We start from the raw sequence: 22,479 nt of genomic DNA, 5'->3' as shown, positions 1-22,479 counted from the left end.
GCCGACGCTCTACTGCCATCAGGCAATCGGGCGTCGGCTCGAGGTTTTTTTACAGCGCGTGCTTGTCAGCAGCAGGACACGACAGCAGTGCGATGCTCATCCGCGCAATCCAGGCCTCTATCCAGGCCTCATCGACTGGGATCGGCCGATTGCGCATCCCCTCGGCAGTTTCAATCAAAGCAAAGATTGCCGCGATTGCGCTGGGGATGTCCTGCACGATGAACTGCCCGCAGCGCTGCCCGTGTTCTATCGCCTGGCGCAACGGCGCCTGCAGCCGGTCGAGCGCCTGCGCAAGCCAGACGCGCTGGCTCGCTTTCACATGTCGCGACTCGTGACGCAGCAGCAACTCTTCGCAGGGGTGCGAGCGCTGACGGGCCAGCAGGAAGCCCAGGTACCCCTGCAAATCGCGGGTATACGGGCCACGTTGCCAAGCCTCCAGCCGCTGCGCGAGGATGCTCAGCAGGACATCCAGGAGCAAGTCCTGTTTACTCGCGGTATGGTGGTAGAGGCTACCCGGTTGCAGGCCAACGCGGGCGGCCAGCTGGCGCATGCTCATGGCGCCATAGCCGTGCTCGGCCATCAGTTCACGGGCCGCTTCCAGCAGGAAACCCGGGCAGTCGTGCGTGTGCGCGGCTTCAGGCATAGGCTGGCAATCTGGAAAGGGCACGCAGGAGCCGGCAGACAGCGCGCCGGCAGCGGTTACGTGAAGGGCGCTTGTTCATGTGTTGTACCTCCAGGCAAAAAAAACCAGGCAGGCTGCCCAGGGTCCGTCAGAACCGCGCAAGTAGCCTGCCTGGGGTAAACCGCTTTGCTCAGTTGTCTTGCGTTAAGCGCTCGAGCGTCGCACGTGCACGCAGTATCACTGGCGCATCGACCATCTGCCCGTCGAGAGTAAACACCCCAGCGCCGCTTTCGGCGCCTGCCACCACTCGGCGCGCCCAGTCCAGCTCAGCGGCCGAAGGCTGCAACGCCTGGTGAATGACCTTGACCTGGCTGGGGTGGATACACAACGCGCCGCCAAAGCCCATGTCACGCACGAACTCGGTGTGCCAGCGCAGGCCGTCGGTGTCCTGGATGGACGGGTACACGCCGTCCAACGGTGCAGCAAGGTTCGCCACGCGGGTATGCAGCAAGACAGCGTAACGGGCGTGCGCCAGGACCTGCTCGGCGGCCTCGCTGCCGGTGCGCAGGTTCAGGTCCAGGCCCAGATCAAGGCTGCCGAAGGACAGCCGTTCGACGCCGACGCTGGCCGCCAGTAGCGGCAATGCGACCAGCCCACGTGCGCTCTCGATGATCGGCCAGACGGGCTTGCCGGTCGCGTGCGCCAGACGGACCTGCTCGGCGGTCTCGGCCTTGGGCAACAGAATCCCGCGCACGCCCTCATGACGTTGGCACAGGGCCAAGTCGGCTTCATGTGACCAGTGATCCGGGGCGTTGACCCGGACCAGCACCTGGGCCTGAGGATGCTCCAGCAAAAACGCTTCGAGGTTGTCCCGGGCCTGCTCCTTGGCGGCTTCCTCGACGGCGTCCTCGAGGTCGACAATCACCCGGTCGGCACCACTGGCCAACGCCTTGGGGATGCGCTCCGGCCGGCTGGCCGGAACGAACAGGGCACTGCGTACGACGGCCTGGCTCATTGTGCGGCTCCTGTACTGAACTCTACTTCGCCGGATTGCGCCATGCCCGCCGCAGCGGTCGCCCAGACCTGGGCCTTGCCGCTTTCCAGCAGCCGGCCCCCGACCTCGAAGACGTCGGGTGAAATCAGCGGGCGCAAGCCGCGGAAGTTGAAGCGAAGTACACGCGCAGCCGGGTTGGCCTGCTGGAACGCCCGCAGGCTCAGGGTTGCGATCAGCGGGCCGTGCACCACCAAGCCCGGATAGCCTTCGGTCTCGGTGGCATAAGGCCAGTCGTAGTGGATGCGGTGGCCATTGAAGGTGACCGCCGAATAGCGGAACAGCAGCGTCGCATTGGGCTCGACGGTCTCCTGCCAGGCACCTTCAGGAGCTGCTTCGGTGCCGCCGAGTTTGGGCGGGGTGGGTTCGCGGTAGACGATATCCTGCTCCTCGATCAGCACGTTACGGCCTGCCTGAACGAACTCGTGCTTGACGGTGACGAACAGCAACGAGCCGGTCCGGCCGTGTTTCTCTTGTACGTTGAGGATGGTCGAGCGGCGTGACACTTCGGCGTCCACGCGCAACGGCGAAAGGAACTCCAGGCGGCTGCCCGCCCACATGCGGTTGCGGTTGTCCGCGGGGGGCAGGAAGCCGCCGCGGGCAGGGTGGCCGTCACTCCCGAGTCCCTCGGCGTGGACGGTGTCCTGGAAGAACGCCCAGTGCCAGAGCAAGGGCAGGGCGTCCCCTGGACCCGGTGCGGGCTCGCTCAGGGTCGCGGCGATGCGTTTGACCAGGTTGTGGCTGATGCGGTCGTGGCTGGTTTCGGTGCGTCCAATCCAGTCGCTGAGGTCTTGTGTTGTCATTGTGCGTGTCCTCGTCTGTTCAAAGCTGGCTGGCAAGTTCCGGGACGGCGTCGAACAAGTCGGCTACCAGGCCATAATCGGCCACCTGGAAGATCGGCGCCTCTTCGTCCTTGTTGATCGCGACGATCACTTTGGAATCCTTCATGCCAGCCAGGTGCTGGATCGCACCGGAGATGCCGACCGCGATGTACAGCTGCGGCGCGACGATCTTGCCGGTCTGGCCAACCTGCATGTCGTTCGGCACGAAGCCTGCGTCGACCGCGGCGCGCGAGGCACCGACGGCGGCGCCGAGCTTGTCGGCCAGGGCGTACAGGTGGTTGAAGTTGTCACCGTTGCCCATGCCACGGCCGCCGGAAACGACGACCTTGGCAGCGGTCAGCTCAGGGCGATCGGACTTGGCCAGTTCTTCGCCGACGAACTTCGATTTGCCGGCGTCGGGGGCAGCAGCGATGGCTTCAACCGAAGCGGAGCCACCTTCAGCCGCCACCGGATCGAAACCGGTGGTACGCACGGTGATCACCTTGATGGCAGCGCTGGACTGCACGGTAGCGATGGCGTTACCGGCGTAGATCGGGCGTTTGAAGGTGTTGGCCGACTCGACCGAGATGATCTCGGAGATCTGGTCGACGTCCAGCAGCGCGGCAACGCGCGGCAGGATGTTCTTGCCATTGGTGGTGGCTGGGGCCAGCACGTGGCTGTAACCCTTGGCCCCGCTTTCTAAAACGAGAGCAACGATCAGCGGCGCGACGTTCTCGGGCAGCAGGTGGGCGTAGGCCGCGTTGTCTGCAACCAGCACCTTGGCCACGCCAGCGATCTTGGCAGCAGCTTCAGCAACGCCACCGACAGCTTGGCCGGCGACCAGCACATGGACGTCACCACCGATCTCGGCGGCAGCGGCAACGGTGTTCAGGGTAGCCGGGGCAATGGCTGCGTTTTCCTGCCCTTGTAAAAAGTCAGCGATAACCAGGACAGTCATTCAAATCACCTTCGCTTCAGTCTTCAGTTTCTCGACCAGTTCGGCCACCGAGGTGACCTTGATGCCCGCACTGCGAGCAGCCGGCGCTTCGACTTTCAGGGTCTTGGTGGTGGAGGCGGTGGAAACGCCCAGCGCGTCTGGAGTAACGGTCTCCAGCGGCTTCTTCTTGGCCTTCATGATGTTCGGCAGCGACGCGTAGCGCGGCTCGTTCAGGCGCAGGTCGGTGGTGACGATCGCCGGCAGGTTGAGCGCGACGGTCTGCAGGCCGCCATCGATTTCGCGGGTGACGTTCAGCGTGTCGCCAGCCACTTCGACCTTGGAGGCGAAGGTGCCCTGGGCAAAGCCGGTCAGCGCGGCGAGCATCTGCCCGGTCTGATTGTTGTCACTGTCGATGGCTTGCTTGCCAAGGATCACCAGCTGCGGCTGCTCCTTGTCGACAATGGCCTTGAGCGCCTTGGCCACGGCCAGCGAGTTCAGCTCGTCGCTGGTCTCGACCAGGATCGCGCGGTCGGCGCCGAGGGCCAGCGCAGTGCGCAGTTGCTCCTGGGCGGCAGTCGGGCCAACGGCCACGGCGATGATCTCGGTGGCAATGCCCTTCTCTTTCAGGCGGATGGCCTCTTCGACGGCGATTTCGCAGAAGGGGTTGAGGGACATCTTGACGTTGGCAAGGTCGACGCCGGAGTTGTCCGCCTTGACGCGAACCTTGACGTTGTAGTCGACCACTCGTTTGATTGCGACCAGCACTTTCATGGGCAGTATGACTCTCTGATTATTGTTCTAAGACTGCAAAAAAAGAGGGGTCAGATGACCCCACAAATGCGCAGTTCCTCAATACGTTCGGCAGTCAGGCCGAGCTGGGCGAGAATGCTCGCACTGTGCTCACCCAGGCCAGGCACCGCATCCATACGCGGGCTGAAGGCGTTGCTGCTGGCGGGGGGGAGCAGGCTGGGAATCGTGCCGTTTGGCGTTGCTACCTGCCGCCAGCGCTCGCGCGCCTTGAGTTGCGGATGCTGCCAGACGCCCTGCATGTCGTTGACCCGAGCGTTGGCGATGCTCGCGCCGTCGAGGCGGGCGATCACGGTGTCGAAGTCGAGCGCGGCGAATGCGTCGACGATCAGTGCGCGCAAGACGCCGCGGTTCTCCACGCGCTTGAAGTTGGCCGCGAACCGCTCATCGTCTGCCAGCTCCGGTTGCAGCAGAACCTGCTCGCAGAACAGCCGCCATTCACGCTCGTTCTGCAGCCCGAGCATGATGGTGTTGCCATCACCAGTGGGGAAGGGGCCGTAAGGGTAGATGGTGGCGTGCGCGGCGCCCGCACGTGGCGGCGGCGTTGCACCTTCATAGGCGTAGTACAGCGGATAGTTCATCCATTCGACCAGGCTTTCCAGCATCGACACGTCGACATGGCTGCCTTCCCCGGTCTTGCCACGCAGCAGCAGGGCCGAGAGCACGCCGGTATAGGCGTACATGCCGGCGGCGATGTCGGCAATCGAGTTGCCCGCCTTGGCCATCTGATCGTCGCCCGGGCCGCCGGTTACCGAAAGAAACCCGCCTTCGCTCTGGATCAGCAGGTCATAGGCTTTCTTCTGCTCGTAGGGGCCACCGGCGCCATAACCCGAGATGTCGCAGACGATCAGTTTCGGGAAGCGTGCGTGCAGTGCTTCGAACGACAGACCCAAGCGCTCGGCGGCGCCCGGTGCGAGGTTCTGCACCAGCACATCGGCCTGCTCCAGCAGCTGGTCGAGGATGTTGCCGGCGACCTCCTGCTTGAGGTCCAGCGAGAGGCTTTCCTTGGAGCGGTTGGTCCAGACGAAGTGTGAAGCCAGGCCATTGACTCGCTGGTCGTAACCCCGCGCAAAGTCGCCGACACCCGGTCGTTCGACCTTGATCACCCGGGCGCCGAGGTCGGCCAGTTGACGGGTGCAGAAGGGCGCGGCGATGGCATGTTCGAGGCTGATGACGGTGATGCCGTCGAGAGGGCGGATGCCCGGGGGCTGGCTCATGGTTAATATCTCTCTTGTCATGGCAGGCCCCTGCCGCCTGGGCGACAAGGGGCGACTTCGGTCAGAACGAGCGTGGCAACTCCAGCAGGTGCTCGGCGACATACGACAGGATCAGGTTGGTCGAGATCGGCGCCACCTGGTACAGGCGGGTCTCGCGGAACTTGCGTTCGACGTCGTATTCGTTGGCAAAGCCGAAGCCTCCGTGGGTTTGCAGGCAGGCGTTGGCGGCTTCCCAGCTGGCTTTGGCGGCCAGGTACTTGGCCATGTTGGCGGCGGCACCGGCATGCTTGCCGCTGTCGTATTCTTCACAGGCACGCCAGCGCATCAGGTCGGCGGCTTCAATCTCGATGTGCGCCTCGGCGATCGGGAACTGCACCCCCTGGTTTTGCCCGATCGGGCGGCCAAACACCACGCGGTCACGGGCATACTGGCTGGACTTCTCGACGAACCAGCGACCATCACCGATGCATTCGGCGGCGATCAGGGTGCGCTCGGCATTGAGGCCGTCGAGGATGTAACGGAAGCCTTTGCCTTCTTCGCCGATCAAGCTGCTGGCAGGGATCTCCAGGTTGTCGAAGAACAGTTCATTGGTCTCGTGGTTGACCATGTTGGCGATCGGCTGCACGGTCAGGCCGTTGCCGATGGCTTCGCGCAGGTCGACGAGGAAGATCGACATGCCTTCGGATTTTTTCTTCACCTCGGCCAGCGGCGTGGTGCGGGCCAGGAGGATCATCAGGTCGGAGTGCTGAACCCGCGAGATCCACACCTTCTGACCGTTGATCACGTACTTGTCGCCCTTGCGCACGGCAGTGGTCTTGATCTTGGTGGTGTCGGTGCCGGTGGTGGGCTCGGTGACGCCCATCGACTGCAGGCGCAGCTCGCCGCTGGCCAGCTTTGGCAGGTAGTAGCTTTTCTGCTCCTCGCTACCGTTACGCAGCAGCGTGAACATGTTGTACATCTGGCCGTGGATGGTGCCGGAGTTGCCGCCGCAGCGGTTGACTTCCTCGAGGATCACCGAGGCCTCGGCCAGGCCCAGGCCCGATCCGCCATACTCCTCAGGGATCATCGCCGAAAGCCAGCCCGCGTCGGTCATGGCTTTGACGAAGGCCTCCGGGAAGCCCTTTTCTTCATCGATCTTGCGCCAGTACTCGGCAGGGAAGTCACCACACAGGGCGCGCACGCCTTCGCGGATGGCATTGAGTGCTTCGTTGTCGTAGTCGCTCACTATTGTTCTCCAGGCGAGGCAGGCTTGCAGCGTCATCGTGGTTCGGCTGCAAACCTGTCTCTAACGTGGTCAGAGAGGCTGGAAGCCGAGGGCAGCGCGGAAACGGTTCTTGACGTAGTGGCCGTCACGCGGCGGCAGCACCCGTGGTGGGTTCTCAGCCTTGATCTTGACGGTGGCTAGCTTCACGCCTTCGCGACTGGCGAAGCGTTCGCGCAGGTCGTGCACGCCTTCCATCTCGCGAATTTCATGGGTCCAGCTGAAGCCGCAGGTCTGCGCGACCTGGTCGAGTTTGATGCCGAAGCCGGCATGGCTGACCTGCATGCCGGTCTCGCCGAAGTGGCCGTTGTCCAGCACGACGATGGTCAGGTTGGCCGGTTTTTGCAGCGACACAGTGGCCAGCGCACCAAAGCCCATCAGCAGCTCGCCGTCACCGGTAATGACCACGACCGATTTGTCCGGTTGGGCATTGGCCAGGCCCAGGCCCACGGTGATGGCGCTGCCCATCGCGGCCCAGAGGTAGTAGTTGCCGTCGTGGTCACCGGCGGCCATCACGTCGTAGGACGCAGAGCCCAGGCCGGTCACCACCAGCACGTCCTTGCGATCGGCGAGCAGGGTGCGCACCACTTCGCGGCGGCACAGGGTGTGATTAGCACTTACTTGACCCATTTCTTTTCTCCGATCAGGCGCTGACCGAGCAGCAGGGCAGTGGCGGAATCACCATTGAAGGCCATGGTGGCGGCACCGTGCAGCAGTGGCGCGACGTCCTCGGGCACATCTGCGCGCCAGGTCATCACCTTCATCAGTTGCAGGGAGGCCTCGGTGGCTTGCCCCATCGGGTTCTGCCAGGCGTTGAACTCGGCCCAGTCGCCACGCATGGTGACCACCATCAACAGTGGGAAACCGGCGCAGTTCTGCAGGGCCAGGGTGTTGATGCAGTTACCCACACCACTCGACTGCATCAACAGCGCGCCGCGCTCGCCGCCGAGCCAGGCGCCGGCCAGGTAGCCAATGCCTTCTTCTTCGGTGGTGAGGACGACCGCCTTGATATCAGGGTCCTGATAGGACATGCGGATGGCGGCCGAGTGGCCGGCGTCCGGGACGAAGACGACATGCTTGACGTCGTGAGCCTTGAGGACGCGGAAAACGTCTTCTTGCCAGCTTTGTTCAGCTTCTTGCGATGACATGGTTGTCTCCAGTGCTGCTCTTGTTTTGCCTCATCATGGAGTGAAAGCAAGGCACCGACGATTACCATTTTTCTCTTTGAGATATGCCAAACAGGCATAGCTTGATCATGTTCCCTCGAAGGATTGTGCTATTGCCAGACGGCATAGCTGTTAGGCCGCAAATGGCCTTATTCGGGTCGGAAAACGTGGGTAGGGTGCCAGGTCGGAGCCCCTGCGGGCGCCGTGCTTGACACACAACAATAAAATCCGAGGGCACTACCATGTTCGAACGCATCCTGCGCTGGCTCACCCCTGCACAATTGTCCGTTTTCTCGCAGTCTTCCTCGGCATGCCCTACGGGGCATCTTGCTACTGCCTACCTCATTCCGTAATGCGCCGCACCCGCGGCGACACGTTCATTACTCGATAACAGGTGGTCCATGAAATACCGTCTCCCGCTGGCAGGCTGGATCCTGCTGGCCATGCTCACCGGTGTGCTGATCGGCTACACCATCTTCCTCAATGCCGCTGACAAGGCCAGCGCCACCGAGATCGCCGGGTATATCTCGATCATCTCGGATGTGTTCTTACGTCTGATCAAGATGCTGATCGGGCCGCTGGTGTTCTCCACACTGGTGGTCGGTATCGCTCATATGGGCGATGCAGGTGCCGTTGGCCGGGTGTTCAGCAAGGCCATGCTGTGGTTCCTTACGGCTTCGCTGCTGTCGCTGGCAGTCGGCTTGATGATGGCCAACATCCTCCAGCCGGGTCAGCACCTGGCGTTGCCGCTACCGGATGTCAACGCAACCACGTCATTGCAGACGTCGGCGTTCACGCTGAAAGGCTTCGTGACTCACCTGGTGCCCAGGTCGTTCGCGGAAGCGCTGGCCACCAATGAAATCCTGCAGATCGTGGTGTTTTCGTTGTTCTTCGGCGTGGCCCTGGCCGCGCTGGGCGAAAAGGCCAAGGGCCTGGTTCGCCTCACCGATGAACTCGCGCAGGCCATGCTGACCATTACCGGCTATGTGATGAAGCTTGCGCCCTTGGCGGTCATGGCGGCGATGGCGTCCACCGTGGCAATCAACGGGTTGTCGATTCTGGCGACCTTTGCGGTGTTCATGCGTGACTTCTACATTGGCTTGTCGCTGCTCTGGGGCTTGCTGATCCTGGCGGGGGCGATGTTCCTCGGGCGGCGGGTGTTCAGCCTGCTGCGGCTGATCAAGGAGGCGTTCCTGCTGGCGTTCGCGACCGCGAGTTCCGAGTCGGCCTATCCGAAGCTGTTGGCCGCGCTCGACCGTTTTGGCGTTTCGCGCAAGATATCCAGCTTCGTGATGCCCATGGGCTACTCGTTCAACCTCGACGGCTCGATGATGTACTGCACCTTCGCCGTATTGTTCATCGCCCAGGCCTACGGCATCGAGATGACGCTGGGCACGCAGATCCTCATACTGCTGACCTTGATGTTGACGTCCAAGAGGCTGGCCGGTGTGCCGCGCGCCTCGTTGGTGGTGATGGCGGCGACCCTTGTGCAGTTCGATATTCCAGAAGCTGGGCTGCTGCTGATCCTGGGTATCGACACCTTCCTCGACATGGGCCGCTCGGCGACCAACGCGGTCGGCAACTCGATCGCCACGGCAGTGGTGGCGAAGTGGGAAGGGGAGCTGTTGAGCGCGCCAGAAGCGGAAGTCATAGCGCGGGAGCGCCAGCGGGATCACGCTGTTACCGGATGAAATGGCGCTGGCTACCCGCCCTGTCCGCGACAGGGCGGGGGTTACTTAGCCTGCATACTCGGCCGGTCTACCCCGGGGTGGCGACTAACTGATATGCCGAAATTCTATAGCTGGTGAGGGGCTGGCTGTTTAGACTGCCAGTCATCTCCTTCCCTCCTACGTGGGTCAGCCGATGGACGTCGTACAGCTCAAAACGCTTATTCATGTTGCCGAGCTGGGGAGTCTCAGCAAAGCCTCTGATCGGCTGCATATTGCTCAGCCGGCGCTGAGCCGGCAGATACGTCAGCTGGAAAAGGAGCTCGGCGTTTATCTGTTCGAACGGCATGGCCGCGGCATGATCATCACGGAGGCCGGCACCGAGGTGTTGCACCATGCCACTCGAATCATGGACGAGCTGGAGGCGATCCGCAGTTCGGTCTCGGCAGGGCATGGTTCGTTCCGAGGCGCGGTTGCGATCGGCACGACGCCAACCATTGCTGAAATCATGACCGTGCGCCTGGTCAAACGGATTCGCGATGAGCATCCGGACTTGTCGATCCGTTTCTCCTCCGCTTTCAGTGGTTACCTGCTGGACTGGATTCAGCGCGGAGAGCTAGAGCTGGCGATTTCCTACGACCTGGAACCGTTGCACACCCTGCGCATCGTCCCGGTGATGATGGAGAACCTGGTGCTGGTCGGCCCACCCAGTTCAGCACTCACGCTCGACCAGCCAGTCCATTTCGCCACCCTGGCGCAGGAGCAGTTGGTACTGCCCAGTCCTCGGCATGGCTTGCGCAAGATCATGGACCGTTGCGCAGCAGATGTTGGCTTCAAGATCGCTGCCAGCGTCGAGGCAGATTCGTTTGGCGCAATGATCGACCTGGTCCGCAATGGGTTCGGCCTTACCGCCTTGCCACTGGCGTCGATCTACGGCCATCTGCAAAACGGCACGCTTTGCGCTGCGCCCTTGGTAGAGCCGACGCCGATGCGCAAACTGGTGATGGTGTCGCCCGCCGACAGAAAGGTGAGCCCTGCGACCCGCTACGTCGGCGAGACGTTTGTCGAGTTGGCTTCGGAGTTGGTCGAACAGGGGATCTGGGCCGGCCACATGCTGTGATGAGCCGGCCCTGGGCGGCAAGGCACCTGAGCGCCCAGGTCAGCGCGTGCCCTGACTGAACTGCTTGATTGATTCGCACGCCTGAATCAGTGAAGCGTCGTCCAGTGCGTAAGCGATCCGGACATGGCCGCCGAGCCCAAAGGCGCTGCCATGCACCACCGCGACATCGTTCTCCTCCAGCAAGGCCAGCGCCACGTCTTCATCCGTGGCGAGCAGCCGCCCGGTTGCGGAGGTCTTGCCGATCAATCCCTGGCAGTTGGCGAATGCGTAGAACGCCCCCGCCGGTGTTTCGCAGTGCAGGCCCGGGATGGCATTGAGCAGATCAACCATCAGATCACGCCGGCGCTGGAACACTTCCCGGCTATGGACGATGAAGTCCTTCGAGCCTTGCAAAGCAGCGATCGCGGCCTGCTGTGAAATCGAACACGCCCCTGAGGTCTGTTGGCCTTGAAGCTTTTCCATCGCAGCCAGCAACCAGCGAGGGCCGGTGGCGAAGCCGATCCGCCAGCCGGTCATGGCGTAGGCCTTGGAAACACCATTCATGGTGAGGGTGCGTTCGGCGAGGCGCGGTTCGACCTGGGCCAGCGTGTAGAAAGGTTGATCGTCGAAGATCAGATGCTCGTAGATATCATCTGCCAACACCAGCACATGCGGGTGCTGCAGCAGCACATCCGCCAGGGCCCGCAGCTCGTGATAGCTGTAGACCGCACCGGTGGGATTGGAGGGCGAGTTGATGATCAGCCAGCGGGTACGGGGCGTAATCGCCGCCGCCAGCGCAGCGGGCGTCAACTTGAAGCCGCTACTGACCTCGCAGGTCACGATCACGCTGTGGGCACCGCTCAGTTGCACCATTTCCGGGTAGCTGACCCAGTACGGCGCCGGCACGATGACTTCGTCACCCTCGTTGAGCGTCGCCGCAAGCGCGTTGTAGATCACCTGCTTGCCGCCGCTGCAGACCAGGGTGTCCTGCCAGTCGACCCGCAGGCCGTTTTCTCGTCGGAACTTGGCCGCCACAGCCTCACGCAACGCGCGACTGCCGGCGACCTGGGTATAGCGGGTATGCCCTTGATCAATGGCATCCTTGGCAGCCTGACGAATGTGCGCAGGCGTATCGAAATCCGGCTCGCCGGCACACAGCGAGATGATCTTCGCGCCTTGGGCGCGGCGTTGTGCCACTCGATCGATAATGACGTAGGTTGCGGAGGGCTGAGCAGCGGCCAGGTTGCGATTGAGGTGTTGCGCCAGAGTGGTCATCGGTGGTGGTGCTCTGTGTTGATCGCTTCGAATTGACTGTCATGCATCACGTCGGCCACCGAGCGGCCGGCGCGCACGGCTTCGACCATGGCGTGCTGCCGGCGGGCAATCCGCTCGCCGAGCGCCAGCACCGGGTCGATCTGCCCTGCGGGCACGAACACCGTGCCGCAGTTGTCGGCAATCACGTAGTCATCCTGGTTGACCGTCACACCTGCGACCAGCACAGGGCAGGCAGCGTCGACCTGGACCACGCGGTTACGGGCGCTGATCATCGTCACCGCGCGACCGTAGACGGGATAGTCGATCTCTGCGCTGCCATCGATATCACGGCTGCAGCCGTCGATGATGCTGCCGCGCACCCGCTTGGCAACGGCCGCGTTGGCGAGGATATCGCCCCAGCAGGAAACGCCTTCGATGCCGCCGGCGATCACCAGCACCCGATCATCGGTTTCGATGGCTTGGATGACCGGGGTGATCAAGTGCACGGTAGGGGCGGCATCAGTCTTCGCGGCAAGCTGCACGGTGCTGGCGCGACCGACTACCTTGGGGCAGTCCCACAAGGGGCGCAGGCCAAAGGTGGCGCCGGGCAGGCCGAGGAAGTCGAGTGCATCGGACACGGTGTTGCTGTCCAGTGCCGCCAATCGTTTAAGCATGACGTCTTGGTTCATGAACGGACCTCTATGGGGTGTGAGGTCATGAGTGTCGAACAGCTCGCATGATAGGTATATTCCTAATCAAGGATCGTTTACATACGCCAAACCTATGGAAACCTCATGATCAATTTTCGCCTGGTGCGACACCTCTGGCTGTTTCTCGCCGTGGCCGAGGAACAGAATTTCGGTCGCGCCGCCAAGCGGCTCGGAATGACCCAACCGCCCTTGACCGAGCAAATTCAGATTCTTGAGCAGGCCCTCAAGGTCAAGCTCTTCGAGCGCTCCAGGCGCGGCGCACGGCTGACCCCGGTGGGAGCGGCGATACTCCCGGCGGTGCGCAAGTTCGCCGATCAACTCGAGCGCCTGGAATTAGCCGTCGAGGAAGCGGTGGCGGGGTACCGCGGCATGCTGACCATTGGCGCCATCTCTTCAGCAATGTTCGATGTGTTGCCGGGGATCATCGAGCGCTTCAAGCTGGAGCACCCGCACATCACGGTATCGGTACGAGAAATCGACAGCGTCGAAGCCATACCGGCGTTGGAGGCAGGCGATATCGATCTGGCTTTTGCACGTCTGGATGGTGATCTGGGCAAGTCCATTGAATGGTTGCCGCTGACCGAGGAGCGCTTGATGGTCGCCTTGCCGGCCGATCACGACCTGGCCGAGCGCAGTCATATTGCACTGGCCAGCCTGGCTGGCGAGCCGCTGGTCATGTTTGCGCGCAAAGTCAGCCCGCTTTACTTCGACAACCTGATCGCCACCTGCAGGGCCAATGGGTTTTCGCCGCGGGTACTGCATGAGGTCCGTTCAGTGGCCTCGCAGATTGCCTTCGTGAGTTGTGGTCAGGGTATTGCGTTGGTACCTGCTGCCATGAGCAAGCTGGCACCGGCAAATGTCGTCCTGCGCCCATTGACCCAAGCCGTCAGCGTGGTGACTACCACGGTGGCCTGGAATGTCGCCCGAGCGAATCCATGGGTAGATACGCTGGTCGCGCAGCTGCGCCAGGGCGAGCTATAGGTCTGGCGTCCTGGAGTCATCCGAACCCCTGACGCCGCGGACTCCCAGCCTCCCGCGCTCATTTCCCCATACCGCTCATTTAGCAGGGTTTCGTACCGAAGCCGCCTTCTGCGACGGCTAACCCGCACCTTTTCGCCTATCACATGCGATAAGCCGTGATTATTGAATGTCAGCAAACGCTTGAAACCGCATCGTAGTATCGGCAGAATTAGTACGTAATTACATGGTACGTACCACATTACGAAATCGTAGGAGCAAACATGGCCCGGGGCGGTATCAACAAGGCAGTAGTGCAGCAGGCGCGCCAAGCCCTGATCGCCCGTGGGGAAAACCCCAGCATCGATGCAGTACGTATCGAAATGGGCAATACCGGCTCTAAAACCACCATTCATCGCTATCTAAAGGAGCTGGACGCGCAAAACCCTTCAGGCCCGCTGGCAGCGTCCAGCCTCAGTGAGCAGCTGGCGCGCCTGGTTGCCCAGCTCGCCGCGCAATTGCAGGAAGAAGGGGAGGCGCGGGTCGCCACCGCGCAGGTGCAGTTCGACGCGCAATGCGAGCAACTCCAGGCGCAGCTGGCGCTGGCCCAGCAGGCGCTGGCGGCCGCTCACCAGCAGCACCAGATCCAGGCCAGCGCGCTGGAGGCCGAGTCGGAGAAACTGGCGTCGACCTTGAGCACCTTGCAGAGCGAGCAACTGCGCAGCGCCAGCCTCAACCAGTCGCTGGGTGAGCTGCAGGTGCGCCTCAACGACAAGGACGAGCAGGTCCGCTCGCTGGAAGACAAACATCGTCATGCCCGTGACGCACTGGAGCACTACCGTGCCGCCAGCCGCGAGCAGCGTGAACAGGAGCAGCGCCGGCACGAGGCGCAGGTTCAGCAGTTGCAGGTCGAGCAGCGTCAGTTGCAGCAAGGCATGATCGTCAAACAGGAAGAGCTGACCCGCCTGCACCGCGATAACGAGCGGCTGCTGGGTGAGGGCCGTCAGGGTGTCGCTGAGCGCAAACTGCTCAATGAACAGCTGGAGCAACGTGACGCCCAGGTGCAGGGGCTGCGCTCGATCCTGGCCCAGGCGCAGGGCGCCAGCGAGGAAATGCGCAGGCAGCTGGATGGGCAAGCGCAGCAGCTTGAGCACAAGCGCGAGCTCTGCAGCGAGCAGACACGGCAGCTGGCCTTTCTCCAGGGAGAGCTGGAGAGCCGCGGCGCAGCGCTGACGACATGCCAGGCGCAGCTGGCTGCGGGTACGTTACAAAAGGGTGATGCGAACTAGATCAAACTTTCAGGGCTGGCTGGTTTCTTCAGTAGACACTCATGGGAGACGAGATCATGGCCAGACAACCGCAAGCACCCGGCAGGCAGGACGACCAGGGGCCGCATTCCTCAGAACATGCGACCGACAAGGATGACCTGGGGTTTGACCCGGACTCGCCGGATCTCGATGATCCGCAGGTCGACCCACAGGGGCCGGCGAAGGCCCCTCTGGATGTAGAGAAAAAGCCCTAGCGAAGTCCAATAGCGACGGCTCGCGGGTCAAGCCCGCGAGCCGTCGTCACTGGCGCAATCAGCTCAACCCTCCGCCTGCTTCGCCGCCTCGACACCGGAACTGGACAGCTTGATCGGATACTGCACGCTGATCTGGTGCCCGGCATCCACCTCGACGCTGCCATCATGAATCAGGCCTTCGTCCTGCAAGGTCTTGAGCATGCCGGCCACGGCTTTCTCGCCGCGGTAGTTGTCCAGCACTTCCTTGCCCAGCCCTTGCGGGTGTGCGTGCAACAGACGGGTAAGCACTTCCGAACGTAGTGGATCATTACTCATGGGTAGCTAGCCTCGTGATAGGGGTTACTTGCCGTGCTTGGCCTGAAGCTGTTTGGCATGCTCCAGGTGTTTTTGAAGGGTTGGCAGCGTGTCGCTGGCATACGCCTTGAGGTCAGGCTTGTCGGAGGAGCTGGCTTCTTTCATGAACAGCTCCACGGCCTTTTCGTGGGCATCGACCTGGTTGTTGATGTAGGACTTGTCGAACGACTCATCGCGCCATTCGAGGATCACCTTTTTGACCTTGTCGGTCAGCGCCGCCTCATCGGGCACGGTGATGTCGTGTTTGCGGGCGATATCGCCAAGTTGCTGGTTGGCTTTGGTGTGGTCGGTAACCATCTGCTGGGCAAAGGCTTTGATATCCGCGCTGCTGCTCTTTTCCCGCGCCAGGTTGCCGGTGACCACTTCGGCGATACCGGCTTCGGTGGCGGCATCGACGAAATCGTCGCTGGCGGCCATGGCGTGCAACGACGCCATGCCCAGGGCGACGGAGAGTCCGATTCGCTTGAGGAACAGATTGTTCATGGCTCACTCCTTTTGCGGTGGCGCGACGTCTGTGTCGCTTACGGTTGAGCCCTGGCGCTGGGCAAAGGTTTAATTTTTCTGCGGGCCGTGCCGGCCGGGCACGGCGGGGGAACGATGCACGCGGGCAGGCCTCAGAGATTCAAAGGTTGCACGAAGGAGCAGGGGGACATGAGCATCGACCGCAGCATTCCCGAGCTAGAGGCCTGGTACGCCCAGTACGACGACGTCAGCTACCGCTGTGCATCGCCCGATGCCTACCACCATGAACTGATCCGCACCGCCGAAGCCATGCGTGATGACGGCGCGCTCGACTGGGACGACTGGCTGGCGCTCAAGGCCTTGGCCGACGACGCCCACGTACGCGCCCTGAAAGAGGCGGTACAGGCCCACGTCAACGATCCCGACGCATGAAAGCGCTGAAGATCGCCACCTTCAATATCAACGGTATCCGCAGCCGCTTGCCGGCCTTGCTGGCCTGGCTCGAGCGCGAGCAGCCCGATATCGCCTGCTTGCAAGAGCTCAAGGCGCCCGATAAGGACTTCCCCCGCGCAACGCTTGAAGCCGCTGGCTATGGCTGCCTGTACCAGGGCCAGCCCGCCTGGAACGGCGTGGCGATTCTTGCCCGTGACAGCGAGCCGCTGGAGGTTCGCCGTGGTTTGCCTGGCATGCAGGACGACAGTCAGGCCCGTTACCTGGAGGCAGCCGTGCACGGAATACTGGTGGGCTGCCTGTACCTGCCCAACGGCAATCCGCAACCCGGCCCCAAGTTCGACTACAAGTTGCAGTGGTTCGAATGCCTGATCGCCCATGCCCAGAGCCTGCGCGACAACGGCCACCCCACGGTGCTGGCCGGCGACTTCAACGTGGTGCCGACTGACCTGGACATCTACGACCCGCGCTCCTGGCGCAAGGACGCCTTGCTCCAGCCCGAGACGCGTGCCTGCTACCAGCGCCTGCTCGCGCAAGGCTGGCTCGATGCGCTGCGCCATCTGCACCCGGAGGAGCGGGTCTATACGTTCTGGGACTACTTTCGCAACCACTGGCCCCGCAATGCCGGGCTGCGCATCGATCACCTGTTGCTCAACCCTGACCTGGCGCCGTACCTCAAGGCCGCCGGCGTGGATGCCTGGGTGCGCAACGAAACCAAGGCCAGCGACCACGCGCCGACCTGGATCACCCTGAGTACACGCAAGCGGCACTGATCTATAGTCAACAGCGGCAACAGCGACGGGAAGGGACTTCAATGCGCGCACCCGGCAACCAGGACGATGACGGGCTTTTCGCGGTCACCGGCGAGGGTCGTGCGTTGGCGCTGTTCCGCCTGGTGCTGAGTTTCATGGCCATGGTCATGCTGGCGTTCGTGCTCACCGAGGCCTGGCGCATCTGGCGTGACTACCGGCAGGCTTTCGTCAATGCCGAGGACTCGGTGACCAACCTGGCCCGCGCCTCCGCGCAACATGCCGAAGACTCGATCCGCCAGGTCGATGCCATCACCGCTGCGCTGGCCGAGCGCCTCGAGGGTGACGGCTTCGATAAACTCGACCGGCCCAGGCTGCATGCGCTGCTTCGCCAGCAGACCAGCATCATGGCGCAGTTGCACGGGTTGTTCGTGTACGGCCCGGACGGCAACTGGATCGTCACCGACAAAGCCACCATCCCGGCCAACGCCAATAATGCCGACCGCGACTACTTCACTTACCACCGCACCCACAGCGACCGCCAGGTGCGCATCGGCTCGGTGGTCAAGAGCCGCTCCACGGGTGATCTGATCATCCCCATTTCCAGGCGCCTGAACTTTGCCGATGGCAGCTTTGCGGGTGTGTTGCTGGGCACCATCAGGGTCGACTGGTTCGTGCGCTACTACGGCGACTTCAAGATCGACCAGCGCGGCGCGCTGGTGCTGGCCAAGCGCGACGGGACCATCCTCGTCCGTCGGCCGTTCGTGGAGGAGGTGGTGGGGCGCAGCCTGGCCAACAGCGAGGTGTTTCGCAACCACTTGCCGTATGCCCGTGAAGGCATCGCCGAAGCCGTAGCGGTGATTGACGGCACGCCGCGCCTGTATGCCTACAGGGCGCTCACCCGCTATCCGCTGGTGGTGGAGGCGGGTTTGTCGCGCGAGTCGATCCTCGCCCCGTGGCGCCACGACATGATCAAGTCGGTGGTGGTGCTGCTGGTCCTGCTGCTGGGCCTGGCCGTGTTCGGCTGGGTGGTGTTGCGCCAGCTGCGCGAGCGCATCGCCATCGAACGCGCGCTGCACCAGGCGCACCAGACCCTCAAGGACCTGGCCCTGACCGACAGCCTCACCGGGCTGGGCAATCGCCGGCGGCTGGATGCGCTGTTCGAAGCCGAGGTCGGTCGCGCACGCCGGCAAGGCTACCCGTTGGCCTTGGTGATGCTCGACCTGGACTACTTCAAGGCTTACAACGATCGCTACGGCCACCTGGCGGGCGACCAATGCCTGCGGCGCTTCGGCGAAGTGCTACGCCAGGCGGTGAAGCGCCCCGGCGACCTGGCCGTGCGTTATGGCGGTGAAGAATTCACCTTGCTGCTGCCCGACACCGATGCGCAAGGCGCCGGGTTGATCGTGCAAGAGGCATTGCAGCTGTTGCGGCGGCTGGCCATCGAGCATGCGGGCAGCCCGCTGGGTCTTGTTTCGGTCAGTGCCGGGATCGCCGTGGGCTACCCGGCTGAACAACCGATCACCCCCGAGGCCCTGATGGCCGCTGCCGACGGTGCATTGTATGACGCCAAGCGGCAGGGCCGAGACCGCTGCTGCCTGGCAACCAACGCGACAGAGCGGGTGTAGCCGGGCAGGAATCAATCTCCAGGCACTTCGCGCACTTGCCAGCGCACGGCGCTGACGCCTTTCTCCAGGCTCACGCGGCCGACCAGGCGCTCCAGCTGGGCGGTGGCCTGGGGGTTGCCGAGCAGTTCGGCACGCACTTCCAGGCGCAGCGAGTCGGGCAGGTCTTCGCTGTGCAATGACTGCAAGCGCAGGCCGGGGTCGCTGAGGGTGTGCAGCATCAGGCTGCGCACCTGGATCTCGTCTTCGCTACGGCAAACGATGCGCACCTCGTAGCGCTGCTCGACTTCGCTGGCCGGCACCACCTCCTGGTGGTCCAGACGCTGGGCGAGGTCACGCAGGAGGATATTGGCGCAGAGCACCACCAGGCTGCCAAGGGTGGCCTCGAGCAGCAGGCCCATGCTCGACAGCACGCCAACCGCGGCCGTGCACCAGAGCGTCGCGGCGGTGTTCAGGCCGCGCACGTTGAAGCCGTCGCGCATGATCACCCCGCCACCCAGAAAACCGATGCCCGAGACCACGTAGGCGGCGATCCGCGAGGCATCGGTCGGGGCCATGCCCGGTACCGCCTGGGTCATCAGCACGAACAGGCAGGCCCCGGTGCTGACCAGGGCGTTGGTGCGCAGGCCGGTCAGGCGCTGGCGCAGTTGACGCTCGGCGCCGATCAGGGCACCGAGCACGAGGGCTACGCTGACGCGCAGCAGAAATACTTTCCAATCCATAGCAAACCTCTTGCCGCGGGCAACGATTGCCCGCGTAAGCGCCATTGGCTGACGGCGCGTGCGAAAAACAGAGTGCGCAGGACCACGTCACCGATCGCCGAAGGGCGAGGTGCAGCAGCAAAGGAGGGAACGCATCGACCCGCAGGGCCGTGCTGTACCACCGTCTACCGGGTGCGGCGAGACAGTGGCAGAAGGACTGCCGGACTAGCTCGCCGTGTGGACCTGTCGCAATCGACTGGGGCTACTGTCCAATGCAGGACTCCTGTGATGGGGGGCAGAATTGCGGGGCGGACGTTACGCCTCGCTGCGCAGCGGGTCAATGGCAAACAGATGACAATGGGTTAATAGAGAAGCGTCCTACAGCCAACTGAGCTGATCCCAGCTGCCGGCAATGGTAATCTTGCGCCTTTCGTTACCATCGCGGACCTGCTCATGTTGTTCAATCTCGCCATCCTGCTCGGCACCCTGGTGGCCATGGAGGGCGTCGGCACGCTGGCTCACAAGTACATCATGCATGGCTGGGGCTGGTGGCTGCATCGCTCGCACCATGAGCCGCACCTTGGCGTGCTGGAGACCAACGACGTCTACCTGCTGGCGCTGGCGCTGATTGCGGCGGGGTTGGTGGCCGTGGGCAAGGCCGGTTATGCGCCGTTGCAATGGGTGGGCGGCGGGGTTGCGGGGTATGGGGTGCTGTATGTGCTGGCGCATGACGGTTTTTTTCATCGGCACTGGCCCAACAAGCCGCGGCCACTGAACCGCTACCTCAAGCGCCTGCACCGGGCGCATCGGCTGCACCATGCCGTGAAAGGGCGCGAAGGCAGTGTCTCGTTCGGCTTCTTCTATGCGCCGCCGTTGCGCGTGCTCAAGCGCCAGTTGCGCAAGCGGCGCGGGCCCTGAGGCCCACATCGCGGGCAAGCCCGCTCCTACAGACACCGCGCGACCTGTAGGAGCGGGCTTGCCCGCGATGAAGGCGCAACAACGCCATCAATCCCCGGCAACCTGCCCCGAAGCTGCCGCAGTAGCTTCCTCAGCCTTGTGCCCACGGCTCACCCACCAGCCAAACCCCGCCGCGGTAAAGAACATGATCAAGCTGTAGATCGCTGCCGGCACCGCCATGGTCGGGTTGTTCAGCAGCGACGGGCTCAAGGCCAGGGCGATCGCCAGGGTGCCGTTGTGAATACCGATCTCCATGCCGATCGCAATCGCCTGGCGCTTGGGGATCTTCAACAGCCGCGGTACCCAATAGCCCAGCGTCAGGCTGAGCAGGTTGAACAGCAGCGCGGCACCGCCCACCAGCGGCGCATACTCGACCACCGTCGCCCAGTCCTTGGCCAGCGCCAGGACAATGGTGAACGCCAGGAACAACGCCGCCACCAGCTTCATCGGTTTTTCCATGCGCCCGGCAAACTGCGGCGCCCAGCGGCGAATCATCATGCCCAGCGCCACCGGCAGCAGGACGATGGCGAACACCTGCATGACCTTGGCGAACTGCAGCGGGATCACCTGGTCCGACGCCATGAAATAGCTCAGCGACAGGTTCACCAGCAGCGGCATGGTGAGGATCGCGATCAACGAGTTGACTGCAGTCAATGTGATGTTCAGCGCCACGTCGCCATGCGCCAGGTGACTGAACAGGTTGGCCGTGGTGCCGCCCGGCGAGGCCGCCAGTAGCATCAGGCCGACCGCCAGCGCCGACTCCAGGCCAAAGCCGTTGGCAATCAGGAAGCACACCAGCGGCAACAGCAGCAGTTGGCACGCCAGGCCGATCACCACCGGCTTGGGGTACTTCACCACCCGGGCGAAATCGGCCAGCGTCAGCGACAGGCCCAGCCCGAGCATGATGATGCCCAGGGCAATCGGCAAGACAGCGGTAAGCAACGGTGAAGCGGTCATGGGCACGGTCTCGCACGAAGGATTCCGAGCAGTGTAGGTGGCGATCGAACGATAGCTAATTGCACTTGGCCATGTCTTGGTAACGTTTTGTTACCGAGGTAGCGCGCAAACCTGCGCGTTAGCGGCGCCAAGTCGCGTTGCGGTTGGGCGGCGAGCGCAGTAGGATTCGCGCTTTTGCCGAGGATTCGCCTGCCATGCCGTTCCAGCAAGGTCTGCTTGCCACCCCCGTGCCGGCCCATGCCCGTCACCTGTTCTTCTCCCTGCATTGCACCGAAGCGTTGCCCGCAGTGCTCGACGCCTTGCTGTCGCAGGCGGTTGGCCAGCAACTGATCGTTGGCGTCGGCGCGCCGCTGGTCAAGGCGCTGGGCCGGCAAGTGCCTGGGCTGCGGGCGTTCCCGCAGCTGGACGCCGCAGTCGAGAACCCCAGCACGCAACACGCGCTGTGGCTGTGGCTGCGCGGCGAAGAGCGCGGCGAGTTGCTGTTGCGCGGCCAGGCCCTGGAGCAGTTGCTGGCGCCTGCACTGAGCCTGGTGGACAGCGTCGATGGCTTCCTGCACCGCGGTGGTCACGACCTGACCGGTTACGAGGACGGCACCGAGAACCCGGTGGACGACGACGCCGTCGAGGCGGCCATCGTCGCCGGTGAGCAGCCAGGCCTGAGCGGCTCGAGCTTTGCTGCCTTCCAGCTGTGGAAGCACGACCTGCAGTACTTCAAATCGCTGCCGCAGGGCGAGCAGGACAACATCATTGGCCGTCGCCTCAGCGACAACGAGGAGCTGGAAGACGCGCCCGAGTCGGCGCACGTCAAGCGCACCGCACAGGAAAGCTTCGATCCCGAGGCCTTCATGGTGCGCCGCTCGGTGGCCTGGGCCGATCAACGTGGCGCCGGCCTGGCGTTTGTTGCCCTGGGGCACAGTTTCGATGCCTTTGAAGTGCAGCTGCGGCGCATGAGCGGCCTTGAAGATGGCGTGATCGATGGCCTGTACCGGTTCAGCCGGCCATTGACCGGTGGCTTCTACTGGTGCCCGCCACAGACCGAAGGTTTCCTCGACCTGAGCCTGCTGCTCGGCTAAGCCTAAACATCCAGATACAGAATCACGGGCAGGTGCAGGGTAGGGCGGCTAGCCTTGAAA

25 protein-coding genes are annotated in these 22,479 nt (G+C 63.2%); 10 read left to right on the top strand and 15 right to left on the bottom strand.

The features are described from left to right. Window positions 1-49: 49 nt before the first annotated feature. The 9 genes from CCOS865_RS21290 to CCOS865_RS21250 form a co-directional block, all read right to left on the bottom strand. Window positions 50-643: a TetR/AcrR family transcriptional regulator gene (locus CCOS865_RS21290; protein ID WP_119144514.1), complete on the bottom strand. Its 594-nt coding sequence runs from the start codon at window positions 641-643 to the stop codon at window positions 50-52. A 169-nt stretch (window positions 644-812) separates the two neighbouring features. Next, on the bottom strand, window positions 813-1,637 hold the full coding sequence (locus CCOS865_RS21285; protein ID WP_119144512.1) for an HpcH/HpaI aldolase/citrate lyase family protein: 825 nt from the start codon (window positions 1,635-1,637) through the stop codon (window positions 813-815). After that, complete coding sequence (locus tag CCOS865_RS21280; protein ID WP_119144510.1) at window positions 1,634-2,476, bottom strand: HTD2 family dehydratase; 843 nt, start codon at window positions 2,474-2,476, stop codon at window positions 1,634-1,636. Before CCOS865_RS21280 ends, CCOS865_RS21285 begins: the two co-directional genes overlap by 4 nt. Window positions 2,477-2,495: 19 nt before the next feature. Next, window positions 2,496-3,452, bottom strand: a complete 957-nt coding sequence (locus tag CCOS865_RS21275) for an electron transfer flavoprotein subunit alpha/FixB family protein (RefSeq protein WP_119144508.1) — start codon at window positions 3,450-3,452, stop codon at window positions 2,496-2,498. Next, window positions 3,453-4,202, bottom strand: a complete 750-nt coding sequence (locus CCOS865_RS21270) for an electron transfer flavoprotein subunit beta/FixA family protein (protein ID WP_119144507.1) — start codon at window positions 4,200-4,202, stop codon at window positions 3,453-3,455. Between the two features lie 50 nt (window positions 4,203-4,252). After that, the gene (locus CCOS865_RS21265) at window positions 4,253-5,455 is read right to left on the bottom strand and encodes a CaiB/BaiF CoA transferase family protein (protein WP_167469088.1); all 1,203 of its coding nucleotides are present in this window, start codon (window positions 5,453-5,455) and stop codon (window positions 4,253-4,255) included. A 61-nt stretch (window positions 5,456-5,516) separates the two neighbouring features. Then, entirely contained in the window at window positions 5,517-6,680 is a 1,164-nt protein-coding gene (locus CCOS865_RS21260; RefSeq protein ID WP_415842653.1) for an acyl-CoA dehydrogenase family protein, read from the bottom strand. Window positions 6,681-6,749: 69 nt separating this feature from the next. Then, complete coding sequence (locus CCOS865_RS21255; RefSeq protein ID WP_119144501.1) at window positions 6,750-7,346, bottom strand: thiamine pyrophosphate-dependent enzyme; 597 nt, start codon at window positions 7,344-7,346, stop codon at window positions 6,750-6,752. Continuing rightward, entirely contained in the window at window positions 7,334-7,864 is a 531-nt protein-coding gene (locus tag CCOS865_RS21250) for a thiamine pyrophosphate-binding protein (protein ID WP_027593331.1), read from the bottom strand. The genes CCOS865_RS21255 and CCOS865_RS21250 overlap by 13 nt, the downstream gene beginning before the upstream one ends. Before the next feature lie 419 nt (window positions 7,865-8,283). On the opposite strand from CCOS865_RS21250, the gene CCOS865_RS21245 reads away from it, so the two are divergent. Both CCOS865_RS21245 and CCOS865_RS21240 read left to right on the top strand, forming a co-directional pair. Further along, on the top strand, window positions 8,284-9,573 hold the full coding sequence (locus CCOS865_RS21245; RefSeq protein ID WP_119144499.1) for a dicarboxylate/amino acid:cation symporter: 1,290 nt from the start codon (window positions 8,284-8,286) through the stop codon (window positions 9,571-9,573). Between the two features lie 172 nt (window positions 9,574-9,745). Then, complete coding sequence (locus CCOS865_RS21240) at window positions 9,746-10,669, top strand: LysR family transcriptional regulator (RefSeq protein ID WP_119144497.1); 924 nt, start codon at window positions 9,746-9,748, stop codon at window positions 10,667-10,669. Between the two features lie 39 nt (window positions 10,670-10,708). On the opposite strand, the gene CCOS865_RS21235 is transcribed toward CCOS865_RS21240, so the two are convergent. Together CCOS865_RS21235 and CCOS865_RS21230 are read right to left on the bottom strand one after the other, a co-directional pair. Further along, a complete protein-coding gene (locus CCOS865_RS21235) occupies window positions 10,709-11,923 on the bottom strand; it encodes a pyridoxal phosphate-dependent aminotransferase (protein WP_119144495.1) in 1,215 nt (404 codons plus the stop codon). Next, window positions 11,920-12,591 (bottom strand): RraA family protein, encoded by a 672-nt coding sequence (locus tag CCOS865_RS21230; RefSeq protein WP_119144493.1) that lies wholly within the window; start codon window positions 12,589-12,591, stop codon window positions 11,920-11,922. The genes CCOS865_RS21235 and CCOS865_RS21230 overlap by 4 nt, the downstream gene beginning before the upstream one ends. Before the next feature lie 105 nt (window positions 12,592-12,696). On the opposite strand from CCOS865_RS21230, the gene CCOS865_RS21225 reads away from it, so the two are divergent. The 3 genes from CCOS865_RS21225 to CCOS865_RS21215 all read left to right on the top strand — a co-directional run bounded on the left by CCOS865_RS21225 (window position 12,697) and on the right by CCOS865_RS21215 (window position 15,091). Further along, the gene (locus tag CCOS865_RS21225; protein WP_119144491.1) at window positions 12,697-13,593 is read left to right on the top strand and encodes a LysR family transcriptional regulator; all 897 of its coding nucleotides are present in this window, start codon (window positions 12,697-12,699) and stop codon (window positions 13,591-13,593) included. Between the two features lie 260 nt (window positions 13,594-13,853). Continuing rightward, window positions 13,854-14,858, top strand: coding sequence for a DNA-binding protein (locus CCOS865_RS21220; protein WP_119144489.1), 1,005 nt, complete (start codon window positions 13,854-13,856; stop codon window positions 14,856-14,858). A 56-nt stretch (window positions 14,859-14,914) separates the two neighbouring features. Beyond that, entirely contained in the window at window positions 14,915-15,091 is a 177-nt protein-coding gene (locus tag CCOS865_RS21215; RefSeq protein ID WP_244216165.1) for a DUF6021 family protein, read from the top strand. A gap of 63 nt (window positions 15,092-15,154) precedes the next feature. Here CCOS865_RS21215 and CCOS865_RS21210 read toward each other — a convergent pair whose 3' ends face one another. Next, window positions 15,155-15,406 carry a hypothetical protein gene (locus CCOS865_RS21210; RefSeq protein WP_119144485.1) on the bottom strand — a complete coding sequence of 84 codons (252 nt, stop codon included), beginning with the start codon at window positions 15,404-15,406 and terminating at the stop codon, window positions 15,155-15,157. 24 nt (window positions 15,407-15,430) lie between these two features. Then, window positions 15,431-15,928, bottom strand: a complete 498-nt coding sequence (locus tag CCOS865_RS21205; protein ID WP_119144483.1) for a DUF4142 domain-containing protein — start codon at window positions 15,926-15,928, stop codon at window positions 15,431-15,433. Window positions 15,929-16,096: 168 nt separating this feature from the next. Here CCOS865_RS21205 and CCOS865_RS21200 point away from each other — a divergent pair, with 168 nt between their 5' ends. The 3 genes from CCOS865_RS21200 to CCOS865_RS21190 are packed head-to-tail and all read left to right on the top strand — an operon-like array spanning window position 16,097 to window position 18,734. Then, window positions 16,097-16,339, top strand: a complete 243-nt coding sequence (locus CCOS865_RS21200; RefSeq protein WP_119144481.1) for a hypothetical protein — start codon at window positions 16,097-16,099, stop codon at window positions 16,337-16,339. After that, a complete protein-coding gene (gene xth / locus CCOS865_RS21195) occupies window positions 16,336-17,130 on the top strand; it encodes an exodeoxyribonuclease III (RefSeq protein WP_119144479.1) in 795 nt (264 codons plus the stop codon). Before CCOS865_RS21200 ends, xth begins: the two co-directional genes overlap by 4 nt. A 41-nt stretch (window positions 17,131-17,171) precedes the next feature. Next, window positions 17,172-18,734: a sensor domain-containing diguanylate cyclase gene (locus tag CCOS865_RS21190; RefSeq protein ID WP_119144477.1), complete on the top strand. Its 1,563-nt coding sequence runs from the start codon at window positions 17,172-17,174 to the stop codon at window positions 18,732-18,734. An 11-nt stretch (window positions 18,735-18,745) separates the two neighbouring features. On the opposite strand, the gene CCOS865_RS21185 is transcribed toward CCOS865_RS21190, so the two are convergent. Then, complete coding sequence (locus CCOS865_RS21185; protein WP_119144475.1) at window positions 18,746-19,453, bottom strand: MgtC/SapB family protein; 708 nt, start codon at window positions 19,451-19,453, stop codon at window positions 18,746-18,748. 432 nt (window positions 19,454-19,885) lie between these two features. On the opposite strand from CCOS865_RS21185, the gene CCOS865_RS21180 reads away from it, so the two are divergent. Then, window positions 19,886-20,350, top strand: a complete 465-nt coding sequence (locus CCOS865_RS21180; RefSeq protein WP_119144473.1) for a sterol desaturase family protein — start codon at window positions 19,886-19,888, stop codon at window positions 20,348-20,350. 87 nt (window positions 20,351-20,437) lie between these two features. Here CCOS865_RS21180 and CCOS865_RS21175 read toward each other — a convergent pair whose 3' ends face one another. After that, entirely contained in the window at window positions 20,438-21,346 is a 909-nt protein-coding gene (locus CCOS865_RS21175; RefSeq protein ID WP_119144471.1) for a bile acid:sodium symporter family protein, read from the bottom strand. Window positions 21,347-21,540: 194 nt separating this feature from the next. Here CCOS865_RS21175 and CCOS865_RS21170 point away from each other — a divergent pair, with 194 nt between their 5' ends. Then, window positions 21,541-22,419 (top strand): Dyp-type peroxidase, encoded by an 879-nt coding sequence (locus CCOS865_RS21170; protein ID WP_119144469.1) that lies wholly within the window; start codon window positions 21,541-21,543, stop codon window positions 22,417-22,419. The last annotated feature ends 60 nt before the right edge of the window (window positions 22,420-22,479 follow it).

The organism is Pseudomonas reidholzensis (genome assembly GCF_900536025.1).
GTDB classification, from domain to species: domain Bacteria; phylum Pseudomonadota; class Gammaproteobacteria; order Pseudomonadales; family Pseudomonadaceae; genus Aquipseudomonas; species Aquipseudomonas reidholzensis.
Note: the sequence above shows the minus strand (reverse complement) of the source record. Positions and strands in the feature narration are given on the sequence as shown.